We start from the raw sequence: 19,549 nt of genomic DNA, 5'->3' as shown, positions 1-19,549 counted from the left end.
CGGATGCGGGCGGCTTCGGCCGCCCGCATTGTTTTGGTCAGCCGTGCAGGAACCGGCGCAGCGCGTCGTGGCTCAGGCGGCGCGCCGTTTCCGACACTCGCGCGCCGGGCACGAGGTCGAATCCGTGGACGCCGCCGGGCAGCACGTGCAGTTCGGTCGGCACGCCTGCGCGCAGCAGGCGCTGCGCGTAGTCGAGATTTTCGTCGAGGAACAGGTCGAGCGAGCCGACCGACAGGAACGTGGGCGGCAGGCCGTCGAGCCGCGTGGCGCGCGCGGCCGCCGCGTACGGCGACACGCCGTCGATGCCCGGGGCGTGACCGAGCAGCGCGGTCCAGCCGAACCGGTTGTTGGCCGCATGCCAGATGAATTCTCCGGCATGCGGATGCGGCGGGCGCGTGCAGGTGCGATCGTCGAGCATCGGATAGATCAGGTGCTGGAACGCGAGCGGGAATTCGCCGCGGTCGCGGGCCAGCAGCGCCAGCGCGGCGGCCAGCCCGCCGCCCGCGCTTTCGCCCGCCACGCCGATCCGCGCGGCGTCGATGCCGAGGGTATCGGCGTGACGGAACACCCATGCGAGCGCCGCGTAGCAGTCTTCGATCGCACCGGGAAACACCGTTTCCGGCGCGAGGCGATAGTCGATCGAGATCAGCGCGCAGCCGAGGTGTGTGACGAGCAACCGGTGCACCGCTTCGAGCTCCTTCGCCGCGCCGCGCACGAAGCCTCCGCCGTGCAGGTGGACGATCGCTGGTAGCGGGCGCGCGTGGCCGTCGGGCAGATAGACGAGGACCGGGACGTCCGGCGCGCCGGACGGGCCGGGCACCGTGCGGCGTTCGAGCGTGCTGCCGGTCGGGTCGGGCGGCGGCAGCGGCAGCACGCGCTGGCGCGACTGCGCGAGGTTGTCGGCATCGAGCGTGACGGTCGGCCAGGTCTCGAGCAGCGGGCGGATTTCAGGATCGACGAGATGCAGGGTGTTCAACGCAGGGCTCCATCGTGGAAGTGGGCGGCGCGCCGCGGTCAGAGCACGCTGCGCGCGACGACCCAACGGTGCACCTCGGTCGGGCCTTCGAAGATGCGCATCAGCCGCGCTTCGCTGGCCATCTGCTGCAACGGCATTTCCTTCGTCATGCCCATCGCGCCGAGCGTCTGCATCGCATGATCGATCACGGTCCACGCCATTTCGGTCGCGAACACCTTGACCATCGAGATCTGCGTGCGGGCATCCTGCCCGGCATCCACGCGCGCGGCCGCTTCGTAGGTCATCAGGCGGCATGCGTGGATCTGCGTGAGCGCGTCGGCGACCCACCACTGGACCGCCTGACGCTCCGCGAGCGGCACGCCGAAGGTCGTGCGCTGTTTCGCATGGTCGCACAGCAGCGCGACCGCGCGCTCGGCGCGGCCGATGCACCACGCGGCCATCTCCAGCCGCCGGTTCGCGAGCCGGGCCTGCATCGGCGTGAAGCCGGCGCCTTCCGGGCCAAGCAGTTGCGCGGCGGGAATGCGGCAGTCTTCCAGCACGATTTCGTAGGTCGACAGCCCGCCGATCATCGGAATCCGGCGTTCGATGATGAAACCCGGCGTGTCGCGATCGACGATGAACGCCGACATGCCGCCGCGCTTGCCCTTGCTGCGATCGGTCAGCGCCATCACGATCGTCCAGTCGGCATCGGCCGCGTGGCTGATCCAGATCTTCCGGCCGTTCAGCACCCAGCCGTCGCCGTCGTGCACGGCGGTCGTCGACAGCGCGCCCGGGTCGGAGCCGGCGCCCGGCTCGGAGATCGCCATCGCGGCACGCGTGGCGCCGCGTGCGTACGGGTCGAGATAGCGCGCGCGCTGCGCATCGTCGGCCGCATCGCACAGCATCCGCAGGTTCGGCGAGTCGGGCGGCAGGATGTACGGGGTGACGGTCGTGCCGATCGCCTCGTTCACGCCGACCATCGCGACGGCCGGCAGATCCGAGCCGCCCACGTCGAGCGGCGCGTCGAGTCCCCACAGGCCGAGTTGCCGGGAGCGCTCGTCGAGGTGCGCACGTTCGTCGACGAGCAGCCCGAAGCGCTGGCCGTCGGCCTCGCGCGCCATCACCGCCGCTTCGAGCGGAATCAGTTCGTCCTTCACGAAACGCGCGACGAGATCCCGGATCATCCGGTGTTCGAGTTCGAGTTCGAAATTCATGTGGGTAGGTGCGTACAGGAGAGGAAGAAGCCGTGCCGTCAGCCGGCGTTCGCGCGCGCCGCCGCGCGGGCGCGCAGCGTCCCGAGCAACGCGAGCGCGCCGGCCGCCAGCAGCGCGGCATTGAAATAGAGGCCGCCGCGCATCGATCCGGTGGCCGTGTTGAGCACGCCCATCAGGAACGGGCTCGCGAATCCGCCGATCGCGCCGGTCATCGTGATCGCCGCGATCGCGACCGCCATCGAGCGCTTCGGCAGCGCGAGCCCCGGCAGCACCCAGAACGCGGGCAGCGCCGCGGCGTGCGTGGCGACCGCGATGCACAGCGCGATCATCAGATGCGACGTGCCGGCGCTGCTCGCGAGACCAGCGAGCGCCGCCGCGCACGCGAGCATCGCGACGGCGCCGTGCTTGCGCCATTCGCGCCGGCGCTCGGTGCGCCAGCCCATCGCGAGCATGCCGACGATGCCGCACAGGTACGGCAGCGCGGATATCAGCCCGATCTGCATCGCGCCATGCAAGCCGCCGCGATGCAGGATCACGGGCATCCAGAACACCAGCGCGTAGCCGGCGGCCGCGATCGCGAAATTGGCCGCGCACAGCAGCCAGAAATCGCGGTGCGCGAGCAACGACCGCGCCGCGTTCGCGGCCGGCGTATCGGCTTCGGCCTGCGCATGCGCGGCGCGCAGCGTGGCCTTGTCTGCGTCCGACAGCCAGCGTGCGTCATCCGGCCGGTCGTCGAGAAAGCGTAGCGCGACGAGGCCGAGCGCGCTGCTCGGCAGCCCTTCGACGACGAACAGCCATTGCCAGCCGCTCAGGCCGCCCAAGCGGTCGAAGTACGACAGGATCGCGCCCGACACGGGGCCGGCGATCAACCCTGCGAGATACAGCGCGGTCATGAACAGCGCGAACGCCTTGGCGCGCTGCCGTGGCGGATACCACGCGCCGAGATAGAACAGGATGCCGGGGAAGAAGCCGGCCTCGAACACGCCCAGCAGGAAGCGGCACGCGTAGAACTGCGCGGGCGTCGTGACGAACATCGTCGCGGCCGAGCCGAGGCCCCACAGCACCATGATCCGGGCAATCGTCCGCCGCGCGCCGATCCGCGCGAGCCACGCGTTGCTCGGAATCTCGAACGCCATGTAGCCGATGAAGAAGATGCCCGCACCGAGCCCGTAGACGGCGTCGGAGAAGTGCAGCTCGGCGGCCATCTGCGCGTGTGCGAAGCCGATGTTGATCCGGTCGATGAACGACAGCGTGTAGCAGAGGATCAGGAACGGCAGCAGCCGGCGCGAGATCCGGCGATACAGCGCCTGCGTCGCGCCGTCGTCGTCGACGGCCGGGTGGGTCGAAAGGGTCGGGGTCATGGGCACTCCGTCAGAAGCGGTGAACGATGCCGAGCGCGAACACTTGCTCGGTGCCGCCTGCTTGCGGCTGCAGGCCGGCGACGACGGTATTGCGGGCGTCGCCGCCGTTCTTCATGTAGAGATAGCGGGCGTAGAGCGAAGTCCGCTTCGACAGCGGATGGTCGTAGCCGACGCCGAGCGCAGTCGCGTCGTTTGCCGAACCCTTCACGTCGCGGCGCACCACCGACACGAGCACGCGATCGAGCGCGCCGACGTTGATCGACGCACCGACGCTCGCGGTCGAGAACGCGGGCAGGCGCGCCGCCGTGCCGACGCCGTACAGGAACGCGGCGTACAGCTTGACCCGCGCGAATGCGTAGTTGGTCGCGAACACGTAGTGGCGGGTCGTCGACGGCGCGACGACGGGTCCCAGGTTGCCGGCCGACGTATCGCCCTGGAAGCCGGCGCCGACATAGAGGCCGCCGATCCGGTACTGCAGCCCGGCGCCGTAGTTGCGTCCAGCCTGTGTCGACAGCGCGTTCGGCGTCGGAAAGCCGTACGTGGCCATCACGCGCAGGCCGTTCCAGTCGGGGCTCAGGTACGACGCCGCCTGGTTGAAGCGCGGAATCGGTGGCGTCGTGTTGCTCGTGATCGTGTCCGTCGACGTCGCGAGCAGCGCGAGCGGCGACAGCCGCTCGTTGAGTCCGAACGGATCGCCGTCGTACACGACGTAGAACGCGGGCGTGTATTGCCGGCCGAGCCGCAGGTCGCCGTAGCGCGCGTTCTGCAGCGACACGTATGCCTGCCGGTAGAACAGCGTGCCGCCCTGGAACGATCCGTCGGCCGGCGAGAAGCCGCTTTCCAGCACGAATTTCGTCGACGTGCCGCCGCCGAGATCCTCGACGCCCGTCAGGCCGAAGCGGCTCGTCGACGCGCCGCCGCCGCTTTGCCGCATGCTCGACAAACTGCCGACGCGATCGAATTCGACGTAGCTGTCGACGATCCCGTACAGCGTGACCGACGACGCGTGCGCCGGCGTGGCGCACAGCACGCACGCGCTGACCAGGAATGCTTTTCGTTGCATGAAGGTGTCTCCGTCCATGTTTTATTGGCGCGCCCGCGTTCTGGGAGCGGTGCGCGCGGGTGTCGCGGTGCGGTGCCGGGCTCAGCGCCCCTTGAACACCGGCTTGCGCTTCTCGAGAAACGCGCGGGCGCCCTCGATCCGGTCCTCGCTCGCGTAGACGTCGGGGCCGACGTCCAGCCGCAGCGCGGCGGCCACCGGCAGCCCCTGGCTGCGGGTCGCGGTTTCCTTGATGCGGCGGATCGTGAGCGGTGCGTTCGCGGCGATCGTCTGCGCCAGCTCGCGCACGGTGTCGTCGAGCGCGGCGCCCGGCACGACGCGGTTCAGCAGGCCGACGCGTTGCGCTTCGTCTGCGTCGAAGCGGCGGCCCGTGAACAGCAGCTCCATCGCGATCGCGTGCGGCAACATGCGCGGCAGCAGCACGCTAGCGAAGTTCGCGCCCATGCCGACCCGCGCTTCGGGCAACGCGAAGGTCGCGTTATCGGCGGCGATCCGCAGGTCGCACGCGAGCGCGATTTCGCAGCCGCCGCCGATTGCATGGCCGTTGACGGCCGCGATGGTCGGCTTGCGCAGTTCCAGGATCAGCTCGTGGACGTTGCGCGCGAGTCCGCGCATCGGCTGCATCCCGCGGATCTCGGGGTCGCCGAGATCGACGCCCGCGCTGAACGCGCGTTCGCCCGCGCCGCGGATCACGATGACGCGAATCGACGGGTTGTCGTCGAGCGTGACGAGTTCGTTGCACAGGCGCCGGATCGCGTCGGCGGACAGCGCATTGGCGACGTGCGGGCGATTCATCGTCAGCCACGCGACGCCGTCGGCGTCGTCGCGCAGGATCGACGGCGCATCGTCGTCCGTCGGTGAAGAAAAGCGCGGGGCGGTCATGACGCGCTCCCGGCCACGTCTGCCCGCGTGTCGGGCAGCACGCCCGCCTGCCGCAGCGCGTCGCGGCGCGCCGCGTCGATCCCGAATGCGTCGAGCACGGCGTCTGTGTCGGCGGCGAACGGCTGGGGCGGCCGGCGGATCGCGCCGGGCGTGCGGGACAGCTTGGCGGGGATGCCCGCGCCGATGTACGTGTCGGTGTCGACGAACATCGCGTTGCGCGCCGCCTGCGGATGGCCGAACGCATCGGCCACGGTGTTCACCGGCCCCGTCGCGACGCCGGCGTGCATCAGCCGCTCGACGACGTCGTCCGCCTGCAGTTCGGCGGTCAGCTGGCCGAGCAGCGAGTCGAGCGCATCGCGATGCGCGACGCGCTGTGCATTGGTCGCGAAGCGCGGATCGCGCGCCAGCTCGGGCACGCCCAGCGCGTCGACGAGCCGCGCGAACGTGCGGTTGTTGCCGGCGCCGGTCGCGACCGGCTTGTCCTTGCACGGATAGACGCCGTACGGCGCAATCGCGCCGTATACGTTGCCGGTCGCGACGGGCACGTCGCCGGTTGCCATCCAGCTCGTGCTGACCGGATGCAGCATCGACAGCGCGGTGCTGAACAAATCGATGTCGACGTGCTGCCCGAGGCCGGAGCGTGTCCGCTCGACGAGCGCGATCAGAATGGTGGAGACGGCGCTCAGGCCGGCCGCGTAATCGACGACCGGAAACGGCACCTTGAGCGGCATGCCGCCCGGTTCGCCGTTGATCGACATGAAGCCGGCGAGACCCTGCGCGACCGCGTCGTAGCCCGGAAACCGCGCAAGCGGGCCGTCGGTGCCGTAGCCGGAAATCGAGCAGTGGACGAGGCGCGGAAAGCGCGCGCGCAGGCAGTCTTCGTAGCCGATGCCCCAGCGTTCGAGCGTGCCCTGCTTGAAGTTGTCGATCAGCACGTCGGCCGTTTCGAGCACGCGGAACAGCACGTCGCGTCCGTCGGGATGCGACAGGTCGAGCGCGAGATTGCGCTTGTTGCGGTTGAGCCCCCAGTAGTAGCTGGAGATGCCGTTCGGCATCGCGGGGCCCCAGTCGCGCGTTTCGTCGCCCTGCGGCGGTTCGATCTTGATGACGTCGGCGCCGTGGTCCGCGAGCGTCTGCGCGCAGAACGGCCCCGCATAGACGCGGCTCAGGTCCACCACGCGCACCCCTGCGAGTGCGCCTTCGTTGCTGCTGGTCATGACGATGTCTCCTTCGATGTGGGTTCGACGGGCCGGCAGGCCGGCCTGTGCCGGCCGCACGGCCGCGATGCGTCGCGGGTTCAGCCGCGCGCGGCGAACAGCGCGGTGACGGCCGCGCGATGGTCGGGACTGGCGTGCGCGAACGCCTGGTACGACGCCGACAGGTCGAGCAGCGTGTCGAGGCTTGCGTGGCGGCCTTCGCGCAGCAGCCGCTTGGTCAGGCGTAGTGCGGTGCCCGAGTGATGCGCGATGCGGCCGGCCAGTTCGTGCGCATGCGCGAGGAGGTCGCCATCGGGCACGACGCGCGACACGAGTCCGCAGCGCAGCGCGGCCTGCGCGTCCAGCGCATCGCCGGTGAACGACATTTCCGCGGCGACCGCGGCGCCGACGATCCGCGGCAGGAACCACGCACCGCCGTCGCCCGGCACGAGACCGAGCGCGATGAAGCTCTCCGCGAAGCGCGCACGCTCGGCGGCGATGCGGATGTCGCACATGCACGCGAGATCGGTGCCGGCGCCGATGGCCGGACCGTTGACCGCTGCGATGGCCGGCACTTCGAGGTGCTCGAACGCATGCGCGAGCCGCTGGATGCCGCGGCGATAGCTGGTGCGGATCGCAGCAGGGTCGTGCGGGCCCGCTTCCACGAACGCGCGCATCGCCTTTACGTTGCCGCCCGACGAGAACGTCGTGCCGGCGCCGGTCAGGATCAGCACGCGGATCGATTCGTCACGGTTTGCTTCGTCGCAGCATTCGGTCAGCGCGTCGATCGCATCGGTGTCCGAAATTGCGTTGCGGGTGTCCGGGCGGTTCATCGTGACGGTCAGGATCGCGCCCTGCCGTTCACGGATCAAAAAGGCTGCCATGTTGTCTCCGTGTGTTCTGTGCCGCGGGACTTCACGCCGCGGGCCGAAGCCTAGTATCGTCACGACGGTTGGCGGCGGGAAATTCCGTTCCACATACGTGGAAGGCCCGTGCCGGTCGCTGCGGAGAGGGCGGGATGAGCGGAAACGTGGTCAAGAGCGCGGCGCGCGTGTTCGAGGTGCTGGAACTCTTCAGCACCTTGCAGCGGCCGCTGAGCGTGCGCGAGATCGCGACGCGCTGCGGGTATCCGGGGTCGAGCGCGGCGGCGCTGCTGACCAGCATGAAGACGCTCGGCTATCTCGCCTACGACGATGCAACCCATGCGTATGCGCCCACCGCGCGGCTCGTCAATCTCGGCGAAGCGCTGGTCGATTCGGCGGCCGGCAGCCGGCGGCACTGGCATGCGGTCGCGAAGCGGCTGGCGGCGCGCACGCACGAGGCGGTCGTGATCGCGGTGCAGAGCGACCTGTACGTGCAGTACATCGACGCGGTCGAGGGCTCGCATTCGATTCCGGTGCAGTTCTATGCGCCGATCGGCACGCGTCGCGAGATCTGCATGTCGGGCCTTGGCTGGGCGCTGCTGAGCATCCAGCCCGACAGCACGATTCGCCGGCTCGTGTCACGCAGCATCCGCCGGATCGGGAAGTCGGGCAGGACGATCGACGAGGACGTCGTGCTCGACAAGGTCGAACAGACCCGCCGGCTCGGCTATTCGTATTCGGCGCACACCGTGACGCAGGGCGCCGCGATGATCTCGATGGTGATCGCGGATGGCTGGAACGGGCTGCCGCTGGCGATGGGCGTGGCCGGGCCGGTCGAGCGGATCGACCCGCATCGGGACGCGATCGTGCGCGCGATGCAGGCGGCGCTGGCCGAGCGGGCGTAGGGCCCGCGCAAGCCCGTTATCGGTGTGAACAGGCGCTGGTCGCGCGAAGCTGGCGGGCGCAGGCATTCGCATAGAATCGGAAAGCTTCGCCGCCCCTGTTCCGACTGCATTTCAGCGAGGTCACCATGTCATTGAACGCGCCGCTTGCCGGCATCCACATCGTCGAATTCGAAGGGCTCGGCCCCGGCCCGCTCGCGGGCTGGATGCTCGCCGGCATGGGCGCGCGCATCACGCTGATCGCGCGCCCGTCCGGCCGAACCAGCGCGCCGGACGCGCTGCGGGCTCGCGACGGCGATCTGTTGCGCGAAGGCAAGACGATCGTCGAACTCGACCTGAAGGCGCCGGCCGGGCGTGACGCCGCGCTCGATCTGATCGCGCAAGCCGATGCGCTGATCGAGGGCTTGCGGCCCGGCGTGATGGAGCGGCTCGGCCTCGGGCCCGACGTTTGCGCGCGCCGCAATCCCAAGTTGGTCTACGGGCGCATGACCGGCTGGGGCCAGGATGGACCGCTGGCAGCCGCGGCCGGGCACGACCTGAACTACGTCGCGCTGACCGGGCTGCTGTCGCTGTCCGCGCCCCGCGACGGTCGGCCCGGCGTGCCGCCGACGGTCGTCGGCGATGCGGGCGGCGCGCTCGGGCTCGCGTTCGGCATCGTCTGCGCATTGCTCGACGTGCGCGGCGGCGGGCCGGGGCGGGTGGTCGACGGCGCGATCGTCGACATCGTGTCGATGCTCGGTTCGCTCGCGCTGTGGGCGCGCGCGAACGGCCAGCTCGACGGTGCGCAGCCGAGCCTGTTCCACGACGCGCCGTTCTACGACGTGTATCGCTGCGCGGACGGCGAATGCGTGACGATCGGCGCGCTCGAACCGCCGTTCTATGCGCTGCTGCTCGAACGGCTCGGGCTGACCGACGTCGATCCCGCGTCGCAGTACGACCGGGCGCGCTGGCCCGCGCTGAAGGCGCGTTTCGCGGACGTGTTCGCGCGGCAGCCGTCCGCGCACTGGCGCGCGCTGCTCGAAGGCACCGATGCGTGCTTCGCGCCGGTGCTGAGCGTGGCCGACGCGGCCGTGCACCCGCACAACGCGGCGCGCGGGATCTATCGGACGGATGAGCACGGGAACGTGCGAGCGCGGGTGGCGCCGCGTTTTTTGCCGCTGGTGGGGGACGACGCGGCCTAGCGGCGCGACTTGGGCGCCAGGCGGCCGCGATATTGGGCGCAGGCCGTTCAGGCCGTTCTCACGCCGTTTCCACCGGCGCATCCGGCATCTTGCCGTCGCCGACGCGGTTGATCGTGCCTTGCGCGATCGCGACGAGCCGCTCGTGATCGCCGTCGATGACGAACACATGGCACTGGCAGGTCGCCTGGTGCCGGCCCGCGTAGACGAGCTTCGCGCGGGCGACGAGCGTGCCGTTCACGGCCGGCCGCAGATAGTTGATCTTGTATTCGGCGGTGATCACGCGCGGGCCGAGCACGAGCGCGCCGGCGAACGTCAGCGCGTTGTCCGCGAGATAGCTGATGACGCCGCCGTGCACGAAACCGTGCTGCTGCCGCAATTCCTCGCGCACGGGCAGGCACAGCGACACTTCGTTGTCGCCGATGTGCATCAGCTCCGTGCCCAGCAGCATGCTGAACGGCTGCGCGCGCAATGCGCCGCGCGCGTGGTCCGTGATGTCGGTCATCGAACTTTCCTTCGAAATGCGTGCCCGCTTGCGCTGAACTCTAGGAAGGGGGCTCCGGATAAGCAAGGAAATTCGTCCGCGTTTCGTGCAAATCCTGGCGCGATGCAACGCGATTATTGCGCCGAATACACAAGATCTCCGCGTTTGCGCGCGATTCGACGCGAATGCGCGAGCGAAGCGCGCACTTGACCTGCGTTGCCGCTGATTCCGCCTAAAGTCCGACGAAGAAATGCCGCTAATGCCGGGGCATCGCCTCATCGTCCGCTCTCCAGGAATCCCCCATGTTCGGAAAAATCAAGCTCGCGTCGGGTCTGCTCGGCGTGTTGACCGTGTTCTGTCTCTTCCTGTTCGCGATCGAAGCGCTCGGCTTCTGGGCGCTCACGTCGACGCGCAGCGGCGTCGACGATCTGTCGAATGTCGCGATCGCGCAGGTCGACGCGGCCAGCCGGGCGACCGAGCAACTGCTCGACGCGCGCATCAACCTGTCGCGTGCCGGCACGCGGATGGTGCGCGGCGGGCCGAAGCCCGAAGACATCATCCGCCACGCGGGCACGTCGCTCGCGCAAGCGGACAAGGCGTTCGCCGTACTGACGGCCGCGCAGGCGGTCGACGACACCAACCGCGCGCGCGTCGCGGCGCTCACCGAGCGCTATCGCGCGCTGCGCGGCGCGCTGGGCGAACTCGTGCAGTTCCTCGACGCCGACAACATCCAGGCGTTCCTCGACCAGCCGACCCAGGGCTTCCAGGACGCGTACATCGCCGAGCTGCATCGCTTCACCGACTATGGCGGCACGTCGAGCCGCGCGGCGCTCGACACTATCGACGGCGGCATGCTGTGGTTCAAGTCGGTCGGCATCGTGCTGCTGGTGGCGATGCTCGCGGCGAGCGCGGCGATCTACGCGGCCGCGCGGCGCGCGGTCGTCGCGCCGCTGGAGCAGGCCGGCCGCCATTTCGAGCGGATCGCGCAAGGCCGTCTCGACGAAGCCGTGCAGGCGGGCGGCGTGTTCGAGATCGACCGGATGCTACGCGGCCTCGCCGCGATGCAGACGAGCATCGCGGGCACCGTGCGCACGGTGCGCCAGGCGTCCGACGCGATTCACCTCGGCGCGGGCGAGATCGCGGGCGGCAACGCCGACCTGTCGGCGCGCACGGGCACGCAGGCCGCGTCGCTCGAGGAAACCGCCGCGAGCATGGAGGAACTGACCGCGACGGTCCGGCAGAACACCGACAGCGCCCGCGCGGCGAGCGCGCTGGCCGACGCGGCGCTCGAAGCGACGAGCCACGGCGGCGGCGTGGTCGACAGCGTGATCGACCGGATGCGCGGCATCGCGCAGAGTTCGGGGCGGATCGCGGAGATCATCTCGGTGATCGACGGCATCGCGTTCCAGACCAACATCCTCGCGCTGAACGCGGCGGTCGAGGCCGCGCGGGCCGGCGAACAGGGGCGCGGCTTCGCGGTGGTCGCGGGCGAAGTGCGTTCGCTCGCGCAGCGCAGCGCGCAATCGGCGAAGGAGATCAAGGCGTTGATCGAGGATTCGGTCGCGCAGATCAACGGCGGCGCGGCGCTCGTCGAGCGCGCCGGCGACGCGATGCGCACGGTGTCGGCGTCGATCACGCGGGTCGTGCAGACGATGTCGGAAATCACCGCGGCGTCGGTCGAGCAGAGCGTCGGGATCGAGCAGGTGAACCAGGCCGTCACGCAGATGGACCAGCTCACGCAGCAGAACGCGGCGCTGGTCGAGGAAGTCGCGGCGGCCGCCGCGTCGCTGAACGACCAGACCGCGCACCTGATGCAGGCGGTGTCGGTGTTCGAACTGGGCGACGGGCGCGCCGCGCATGGCGAGCGCGCGGCGCCGTCGTTCGCCGCGGCGGGTTACGCGCCGGTCGGCAGCGCCGCGTAGGCGGTCGCGAGGTGGTAGGGCGTCGTCGACGGCATGTCGGCGCGCGACACCTGCCCGTCCGCCGTCTTGCACTCGAACCAGCCGCGCGGATGCAGGAAGCGCGCGGCGAACCGCTCGATCTGCCGCGCGAGCGGCGCGGAGGCCGGCGTGCCGCCGTGCGTCGCCAGCGCGCGCAGGTATTCGGTCTGCGCCCAGATCCGCTGCGTGCCGTCGATGCATGCGCCGTGCGCGTCGAGCGCCGCGCACACGCCGCCCGTCCGCGGATCGACGCCGTACTGCTCGGCGAACGCGAACGCGCGCGACAGCGCGGCGGGCAGCCCGGTCCGCGCGAGCCGCGCACCGGCCGCATCCACCAGATAGAACCACTCGAACTGATGGCCGGGCTCGAAACGGTTGTCGGCCGCGCCGAGCGGCAGCTCGGCCACGCAGCCGGTCGCCGCATCGACGAACGTGCGCTCGACGGCCTGCGCGGTGCGCGCGAGCGCATCGTCGAACGCGGTATCGCCGAACGCATCGGCGGCCGCGAGCCACGCTTCGGTCAGATGCATCAGCGGATTCTGCAGCGCGCCGCTGCCGGACGACGAGAAATCGGCGTGGCGCGCGGCATCGAGCAGCGCGTCGCCGGGGCGCGGCGCGAAGCGGTCCTGGATCAGCGCGGCGGTTGCTTCGGCCACCGTGCGCGCGGCGGCGTCGCCCGACGCCGCATGCCACGCGGCGCATGCGAACACGATGAACGCATGCGTATAGAGATCCTTGGTCGTATCGAGCGGCGCGCCCTGCGCGTCGACGCTGTAGATCCAGCCGCCGTGGCGCGGGTCGCGAAAGTGCCGGCACAGCGCGTCGAACAGCGTGGCCGCGTGCGCGGTGTCGCCGGCCTGCGCGAACACGAACAGTTGCCTTGCGCACGCCATTGCGCGATAACGGGTCACGGGCAGCGGCGCATGGGTGGCCGGATCGACGGCCTCGAACGGCAGTTGCAATGCTGGGTCGAACCCTGAACCCCGCCAGATCGGCAAGACGACGTGCGCGAAATGGTGGCGCAGCTGGGCGGCCTGGGCGGAAGCGGAGTCGGAAACGGACATGGCGGGGTTGAGCGCTTGGATCGAAACGTGTCGGCGCGGCCCGGAGAATCGGCGCGGCCGGGGCCAAGGATAAAACATTCCGCGCGGCCGGCACCAAAAAAAGGAGAGAAATAGGATGCTCAGCAACCTGGAACTCGTGATGCGGCTCGTTCTCGCGGCGGCGCTCGGCAGCGTCATCGGCTTCGAGCGCGAGCGCCTGTCGTGGGCGGCCGGCCTGCGCACGCACATGCTGGTGTGCGTCGGCTCGACCCTGATCATGATCGTGTCGGCGTTCGGTTTCGCCGACGTGCTCGGCACCAGCGACCACGTCGTGCTCGATCCGTCGCGGATCGCCGCGCAGGTCGTGTCGGGCATCGGTTTCCTCGGCGCGGGCTCGATCCTGCTGCGCGGCGAGATCGTGCGCGGGCTGACGACGGCCGCGAGCCTGTGGTCGGTCGCCGCGATCGGCCTGGCGGTGGGCGGCGGGCTCTATGTCGCGTCCATTTCGGCGACCATCATCATCCTGATCATCCTGGCCGGCATCAAGCCGCTGGAGCGGCGCTATTTCACGGTGCGCCAGCGGCGCCAGCTCGCGTTGACGGTGGCCGGCGGCACGCTGACGTTCGATTCGCTGCATGCGGCGCTCGGCCCCGACAGTGCGCGCGTGAAGCAGTTCATCGTGCAGCGCGCGGACGACACGGGCGAGCAGGACGAGGTGCGCATCGCGCTGGCGCGCGTGTCGGAACTCGAATACAAGGCGATCTGCGACAAGCTGCGCGCGCTGCCGGGCGTCACGCGTTTCGACGGCGGGAACGGGCTGTCGGGCGACGAATAGCGTGAATCGGTTGCGGGGCGTGCGACAATGGCCGATCACCGATTCCGTTCGACATCCGGGTCCGCGCTTGCGGGCCCCGCCATCCGATTTCCATGACCGAATCCGTTTCCACGCCTCGCTCCCGCTCCCGTTCCACCCGTTCGTCGGCCCGTTCGCGCCAGCGCTCGGCCGCTGCCGCAGGCAGCACGTCCGCCCGGGCGACGGCACGATCCGGCAGCGCGCCGGCCGGCGACGCGCCGCGCGACGAACGGACGCTCGACCTGTTCGGCGATCCGGTGCTCGAGCCGGGCGAGCGCATGCCGGTGGCGGCGCACGATGAAGCGAGCGTGGAGGGCGATGCGGCAGCCGGTGTCGACGACGGTCGACAGGCCATGCTGGACGGGTTCAGTCCGCCAGCGGATGCGGCCGTGGCAACGCGTGCGGAAGCGGAGAGTGCGGCGGCGACGGTTGCGGCGGTCGAGGCCGTTTCGACGCCTGAAGGCGGGACGGCCGCGAACGTCTACAGCGCATCCGCAGAGCGTCGTGCAACGCAGGCCGCCGATTTGCCCGCGGGCGCTGGCGCCGCCACGAAGATCGATGGTCCCGTGATCGACGGCGCCGCGAAGGCGGCGACGAAGCTGCAAGCCGCCGATGGCGTTGCGGCGCGGACGGTCGAATCGCAAGCAGCGGACGTCGAAGCCGCGCAGCCTGCAGTCGAGGCGGCGGTCGTCAAATCCCGCGAAGGGAAATCTTCCGGTGATGCCGCGAAGGAACGCCGCGCGTCGTCGGGCGGCAAACGCCGGGCGGCTGCCGGTGCCAACGAAGCGGCGGCGACGCCGGCCGTGCCGGTTGCGCCGAGCGTCGATTCGAAGCCGGAAGCGGTCGATTCGAACCCGCCGTCGGTCCCGGCTGCGCCGGCCGAGCCGCAGACGCAGGCACCGTCCGCACAGCCGCCCGAACCGGTCATCGCCACGCCATTCGCGAAGCCTCGCGACGCAGCGGCGCAGCCCGACGCTTCGCCGTCGCCGGTTGCACAGCCGGTGGCATCCGTCGCGTCGTTCGTGACCAGGCCATCGTCCGAGCGTACGCAACCGGCCGCGCCGGCCTTCGATCCGGACACCCACCTGCGCCCGCTGACCGACCGGCTCGCCGCGCTGCAGGCCGACGTCGACGGCCTGACCCGCGCGGCCGATCGCGAGATGCGCCGCGTCAACCGCTTGCTGCTCGCGCTGGCCGTCGTCGTGCTGGCGGGGCTCGTCGCGCTGGTGCTGCAAACGCGGCAGATCGCGCATCTGAAGCAGGACGTCGCCACCAAGCAGCAACGGATCGATCGTCTCGCGGCCGACCTGTCGACGCAGCAGGCCACGCTGATGACGCTCGAGGAGCACCACGAAGCGCTGCTGTCGCAAGTCGACCGGCTGCAACGCAACGCGAACCGCGAGGCGGCCGTCGCAAAGCGGGTCCGCCGCACGCGTTGATCGTTTCGACCCTATCCAGGAAGCCCGGCGCAGCAAGGATTGCCGTTTCGCACCGACGCGCGGCTGTCGCGTGCGTGCGGCAAACCGATGCAGTGCACTGGCAGAGTTAAGGGAAAACCCTTAGAATGGAGGTCATCTAAGGGAAAACCCTAGCCACATCTGTCAGGAGTCTCACATGAGCTTCATCCTCGCCCTGCTGCAAAAGATCGACGACCTGTTCGTGTCCCCGCACCTGCCGCTCGACGCCGAATACTCGTACGCCGCGCGTCGTGCCGAAGCCGAGCGCGTGCGTCGTGCGCACCTCGTGCCGATCGTCCTGTACCGTCGCTGATTCGCTGATTCGCTGATTCGCTGATTCGCTGATTCGGCGCGGCGTCCGCCGTACCTGCCTGCCCGTGTCCACCGCCGCATCGCGCGCCGGTGCGAGTGTCCCGCTACACTGGAAGTCCGATTCCGTTCACGGCGACCGGGCCATGTTGCAGATGCGGCCGATGACGGCCGGCGAATTCCACGCGTACCGCACGCGAGCCATCGACGGCTACGCGCGCGACCTCGTTTCCTCCGGACAAAATGCTGTCGAAGACGCGCCCGACCGTGCGCGCGCCTGTTTCGACACGCTGCTGCCGGACGGCCTGCTGACCGCCGGCCAGACCCTCGTCACACTCATCGATGGCGCCAGCGGCGACACGGTGGGCGACCTCTGGTACGCGATCGTCCCCGAAGGGCCGAACCGCACGCTGTTCATCTACGACCTCGACATCGTCCCGTCCCGGCGCCGCCAGGGCTGGGCCACGCGCGCGCTCGATGCGCTCGATGCCGAGGCGCGCCGGTACGGCGTCACCGAGATCGGGCTGTCGGTGTTCAATCACAACGCGGCGGCGCGTGCGCTATATCGAGCATGCGGCTTCGCGCCGATCACCACGACGTTGATCAAACCGGTCGTGTCGAACTGAATCCGCCGGCATCGCGATGCATCGTCACGTGCTTTCGGTTCGGCGCACTGCGTAGCCGGCCGTCTTCCCGATCCTTCCTGTCGATCGAACGCCGAACGGCCCGTTCGGCCGTCCGCCATTCACCGCTTGCCGCCTCAACGCGCGCGGCCTTTCCATCTCCGCAGCAGCAGCGCGTTGGTTACGACGCTGACGCTGGAAAACGCCATCGCGGCGCCCGCGATCACCGGGTTCAACAAGCCGAGCGCCGCGAGCGGCACGCCGACGAGGTTGTACACGAACGCCCAGAACAGGTTCTGCTGGATCTTGCGGTACGTGCGCTTCGAGATGTCGATCGCGTCGGCGACGAGCGCCGGGTCGCCGCGCATCAGCGTGATGCCGGCCGTGTGCATCGCGACGTCGGTGCCGGTCGCCATCGCGATGCCGACGTCCGCCGCGGCGAGCGCGGGCGCATCGTTGATCCCGTCGCCGACCATCGCGACGACGCCGCCGTGCGTGCGCTTCAGCTCGGCGACGACGCGTGCCTTGTCGTCGGGCAGCACCTGCGCGTGCACTTCGCCGATGCCGAGCGCCGCCGCGACGGCCGCCGCGCTGCCACGGTTGTCGCCCGTCACGAGTGCGCTCGCGACGCCGCGCGCCGACAGCGCCGCGATCGCGTCGCGGGCGCCCGGCTTCACGGTGTCGCCGAATGCGATCAGCGCGAGCACCGCGCGCGGCGCATCGACGCGCATCAACCACGAGATCGTGTTGCCGGCGCGTTCGAGTTCCGCCGCGCGCGCGTCGAGCGCCGGCGGTACCGCGATGCCGAGTTCGTCGCGCCAGCGCGTACTGCCGAGCGCAAGTTGTTGCCCGCCGACGTGCGCTTCCACACCGCGCCCGGCCACCGCGCGCGCATCGGTCGCGACGACCGGCGCGGCTGCGCCGCCCTGTGCGGCCACGTCGGCGTCATGCGCGGCGACCACCGCGCGCGCGAGCGGATGGTCGCTCTGCCGCTGCACGGCCGCCGCGAGCGCGAGCGCTTCGTCGCGCGGCACGCCGACGGCGTCGAACGCCGTCACGGACGGTTTGCCTTCGGTCAGCGTACCGGTCTTGTCGAACGCGATCACGGTCGTGCGCTGCGCGAGTTCGAGCGCCTGCGCGTCCTTGATCAGCACGCCGTGCCGGGCCGCGACGCCGGTGCCGGCCATGATCGCGGCCGGCGTCGCGAGACCGAGCGCGCACGGGCAGGCGATCACGAGCACCGCGACCGCGTTGAGGATCGCGGTTTCCATCCCGGCGCCGGCGATCAGCCAGCCGACCAGCGTCAGCACGGCGATGCCGAGGATCGCCGGCACGAACACCTCGCTGACGCGATCGACGAGCCGCTGGATCGGCGCCTTCTCGGCCTGCGCGGATTCGACGAGGCGGATGATGCGCGCGAGCGTCGTCTCCGCGCCGATCGCGGTGGTTGCGACGACGAGCGCGCCTTCGCCGTTGATCGAGCCGGCCGTGACGGCGTCGCCGTCGTCCTTCGGCACGGGCAGGCTTTCGCCGGTGATCAGCGATTCGTCGATGTGCGAGCGGCCCGACACGATCCGCCCGTCGACCGGCACGCGCTCGCCGGGCCGGATGCCGACGTGCGTGCCGACGCGCACCTGCGACAGCGGCACGTCGCGTTCGACGCCGTGCTCGACGACCCGCGCGCGGTCGGGGCGCAGCGCGTTCAGCGCGCGGATTGCCTCGGTGGTCTGGCGCTTCGCGCGCGATTCGAGCCACTTGCCGAAGCGCACGAGCGTGACGATGACGGCCGACGCTTCGAAATACAGATGGCCCGGATGCGCGGGATCGCGCAGCAGCATCCACAGGCTCAGCCCGTACGCGGCCGACGTGCCGAGCGCGACGAGCAGGTCCATGTTGCCGGTGCGCGCCTTCACCGCATGCCAGGCCGCGCGATAGAAGCGTGCGCCGAAGCCGAACTGCACGATCGACGCGAGCACGAGCTGGAGCCAGCCGGGCAGCATCAGGTCGAGGCCGAACGGCGCGGCGAGCATCGGCGCGACGAGCGGCGCGCTCAGCACGGCGGCGCCGATCACGAGGTTGCGTTCGCGGATGGCCTCGCGGCGCTTGCGTGCGTCGGCGTCCGGCGCGGGGCCGGCCGGTTGCGCGTCGGCGCCGGCCGTTGCGCCGGCGGGTGACGCGGCGGGAAGCGATGCATGGTAGCCGGCCGTGGTGACGGCGGCGATCAGCGCGGCGGCGTCGAGTGCGCCGGCGCCGTGCACCGACGCGCGCTCGGTCGCGAGATTGACCGTCGCGCGCGCGACGCCCGGCACGGCGGCCAGCGCTTCTTCGACGCGGCCGGCGCAGGACGCGCAGGTCATGCCGCCGATGTCGAGTTCGACGTCGGCGGCCGCGGAAGTGGCGGGGGCCGCAGGCGTGGCGACGGCCGCCGGTGTCGCGCCGTAGCCGGCCTGTTTCACCGCTTCGGCAAGCTGGGCGGCGGATACGTCGGCCGACGCGTCGACCGTCGCGCGTTCAGTTGCCAGATTGACCGAGGCGCGCGTGACGCCCGGCACTTTCGCGAGCGCCTTCTCGACACGCGACACGCACGACGCGCAGGTCATCCCGTCGATGTCGAGTTCGATGCTCGCGGGCGTAGCGGGGCGGGTCGGGGCGGCGGCCGGGGCATTGGTATCCGACGCTGTCGGCGTCGCGCCATAGCCGGCCTGTTTCACGGCATCTGCCAATTGCGCGGCGGAAACCCCGGCCGACGCGTCGACCGTCGCGCGTTCGGTCGCCAAGTTGACCGAGGCGCGCGTGACGCCCGGCACCTTCGCGAGCGCCTTTTCGACGCGCGACACACATGACGCGCAGGTCATGCCTTCGATATCGAGTTCGATCGTCGCGGCGGCGGCCGGCGCGGACGATGTTGCTTCGCGCGCCGCCGGCGTGGCCACACCGGCTTCGACGGCCGCGTCGCGCACCGCTGCGTGGTAGCCGGCCTCACGGATCGCGTCGACGAGCCGGTCGGGCTCGACCGTGTCCTGAGCGGTGACCGTCGCCGCCTGTGCATCGAGATCGACCGCCGCATCGACGACGCCCGGCACGGCGGCCAGCGCGCGCTGCACGCGGCCCGTGCAGCCGCCGCAATGCATGCCGTCGACGCTCAGCGCGATCGTTTGCAGTGCCGCGGAGGCAAGTGGTTCAGTCATGTCGGATTCCCCAAAAGCGCGGTTCGTGCCGCGAATGGTTC

General features: G+C 70.4%; 17 protein-coding genes. 7 read left to right on the top strand and 10 right to left on the bottom strand.

Annotated elements, in window-relative coordinates:
- Positions 1 to 37: 37 nt before the first annotated feature.
- The 7 genes from KU887_RS25285 to KU887_RS25255 all read right to left on the bottom strand — a co-directional run bounded on the left by KU887_RS25285 (position 38) and on the right by KU887_RS25255 (position 7,552).
- On the bottom strand, positions 38 to 976 hold the full coding sequence (locus tag KU887_RS25285; protein ID WP_006481650.1) for an alpha/beta hydrolase: 939 nt from the start codon (positions 974 to 976) through the stop codon (positions 38 to 40).
- A 38-nt stretch (positions 977 to 1,014) separates the two neighbouring features.
- The gene (locus KU887_RS25280) at positions 1,015 to 2,169 is read right to left on the bottom strand and encodes an acyl-CoA dehydrogenase family protein (RefSeq protein WP_006481666.1); all 1,155 of its coding nucleotides are present in this window, start codon (positions 2,167 to 2,169) and stop codon (positions 1,015 to 1,017) included.
- A gap of 38 nt (positions 2,170 to 2,207) precedes the next feature.
- Positions 2,208 to 3,530, bottom strand: coding sequence for an MFS transporter (locus KU887_RS25275; protein WP_006481669.1), 1,323 nt, complete (start codon positions 3,528 to 3,530; stop codon positions 2,208 to 2,210).
- A 10-nt stretch (positions 3,531 to 3,540) separates the two neighbouring features.
- Positions 3,541 to 4,593: a porin gene (locus KU887_RS25270; protein WP_006481652.1), complete on the bottom strand. Its 1,053-nt coding sequence runs from the start codon at positions 4,591 to 4,593 to the stop codon at positions 3,541 to 3,543.
- Between the two features lie 81 nt (positions 4,594 to 4,674).
- Positions 4,675 to 5,472: an enoyl-CoA hydratase/isomerase family protein gene (locus tag KU887_RS25265; protein ID WP_006481661.1), complete on the bottom strand. Its 798-nt coding sequence runs from the start codon at positions 5,470 to 5,472 to the stop codon at positions 4,675 to 4,677.
- Positions 5,469 to 6,689, bottom strand: a complete 1,221-nt coding sequence (locus KU887_RS25260) for a CaiB/BaiF CoA-transferase family protein (protein WP_006481673.1) — start codon at positions 6,687 to 6,689, stop codon at positions 5,469 to 5,471. The genes KU887_RS25265 and KU887_RS25260 overlap by 4 nt, the downstream gene beginning before the upstream one ends.
- Positions 6,690 to 6,769: 80 nt before the next feature.
- Positions 6,770 to 7,552: a crotonase/enoyl-CoA hydratase family protein gene (locus KU887_RS25255; RefSeq protein WP_006481671.1), complete on the bottom strand. Its 783-nt coding sequence runs from the start codon at positions 7,550 to 7,552 to the stop codon at positions 6,770 to 6,772.
- Positions 7,553 to 7,686: 134 nt separating this feature from the next.
- Between KU887_RS25255 and KU887_RS25250 the strand changes: the two genes are divergently transcribed.
- Both KU887_RS25250 and KU887_RS25245 read left to right on the top strand, forming a co-directional pair.
- On the top strand, positions 7,687 to 8,436 hold the full coding sequence (locus KU887_RS25250; protein ID WP_048987749.1) for an IclR family transcriptional regulator: 750 nt from the start codon (positions 7,687 to 7,689) through the stop codon (positions 8,434 to 8,436).
- A 125-nt stretch (positions 8,437 to 8,561) separates the two neighbouring features.
- Entirely contained in the window at positions 8,562 to 9,614 is a 1,053-nt protein-coding gene (locus tag KU887_RS25245) for a CaiB/BaiF CoA-transferase family protein (RefSeq protein ID WP_258255804.1), read from the top strand.
- Between the two features lie 58 nt (positions 9,615 to 9,672).
- Here the strand turns inward: KU887_RS25245 and KU887_RS25240 are convergent, their stop codons facing one another.
- Positions 9,673 to 10,116: a PaaI family thioesterase gene (locus KU887_RS25240; RefSeq protein WP_006480333.1), complete on the bottom strand. Its 444-nt coding sequence runs from the start codon at positions 10,114 to 10,116 to the stop codon at positions 9,673 to 9,675.
- A gap of 281 nt (positions 10,117 to 10,397) precedes the next feature.
- Between KU887_RS25240 and KU887_RS25235 the strand changes: the two genes are divergently transcribed.
- Positions 10,398 to 12,017 (top strand): methyl-accepting chemotaxis protein, encoded by a 1,620-nt coding sequence (locus KU887_RS25235; protein WP_006481657.1) that lies wholly within the window; start codon positions 10,398 to 10,400, stop codon positions 12,015 to 12,017.
- Here the strand turns inward: KU887_RS25235 and KU887_RS25230 are convergent.
- Positions 11,990 to 13,099, bottom strand: coding sequence for an AGE family epimerase/isomerase (locus KU887_RS25230; protein WP_043204485.1), 1,110 nt, complete (start codon positions 13,097 to 13,099; stop codon positions 11,990 to 11,992). The two genes, KU887_RS25235 and KU887_RS25230, sit on opposite strands and share 28 nt — an antisense overlap.
- A 115-nt stretch (positions 13,100 to 13,214) precedes the next feature.
- On the opposite strand from KU887_RS25230, the gene KU887_RS25225 reads away from it, so the two are divergent.
- From KU887_RS25225 to KU887_RS25210, 4 genes are all read left to right on the top strand, one after another.
- Positions 13,215 to 13,913, top strand: coding sequence for an MgtC/SapB family protein (locus KU887_RS25225; protein ID WP_006481660.1), 699 nt, complete (start codon positions 13,215 to 13,217; stop codon positions 13,911 to 13,913).
- 92 nt (positions 13,914 to 14,005) lie between these two features.
- On the top strand, positions 14,006 to 15,370 hold the full coding sequence (locus KU887_RS25220; RefSeq protein WP_124675200.1) for a flagellar hook-length control protein FliK: 1,365 nt from the start codon (positions 14,006 to 14,008) through the stop codon (positions 15,368 to 15,370).
- Positions 15,371 to 15,545: 175 nt separating this feature from the next.
- Positions 15,546 to 15,701 carry a hypothetical protein gene (locus tag KU887_RS25215; protein WP_006481665.1) on the top strand — a complete coding sequence of 52 codons (156 nt, stop codon included), beginning with the start codon at positions 15,546 to 15,548 and terminating at the stop codon, positions 15,699 to 15,701.
- A gap of 142 nt (positions 15,702 to 15,843) precedes the next feature.
- On the top strand, positions 15,844 to 16,323 hold the full coding sequence (locus KU887_RS25210) for a GNAT family N-acetyltransferase (protein WP_034203175.1): 480 nt from the start codon (positions 15,844 to 15,846) through the stop codon (positions 16,321 to 16,323).
- Between the two features lie 134 nt (positions 16,324 to 16,457).
- Here the strand turns inward: KU887_RS25210 and KU887_RS25205 are convergent, their stop codons facing one another.
- A complete protein-coding gene (locus tag KU887_RS25205; RefSeq protein ID WP_258255794.1) occupies positions 16,458 to 19,508 on the bottom strand; it encodes a heavy metal translocating P-type ATPase in 3,051 nt (1,016 codons plus the stop codon).
- Positions 19,509 to 19,549: the final 41 nt, after the last annotated feature.

The organism is Burkholderia sp. EMB26, assembly GCF_024730645.1.
In the GTDB taxonomy this organism is placed as follows: Bacteria; Pseudomonadota; Gammaproteobacteria; order Burkholderiales; family Burkholderiaceae; genus Burkholderia; species Burkholderia cenocepacia.
The sequence above is the reverse complement of the archived record's forward strand: the minus strand, read 5'-3'. Positions and strand labels throughout refer to the sequence as shown.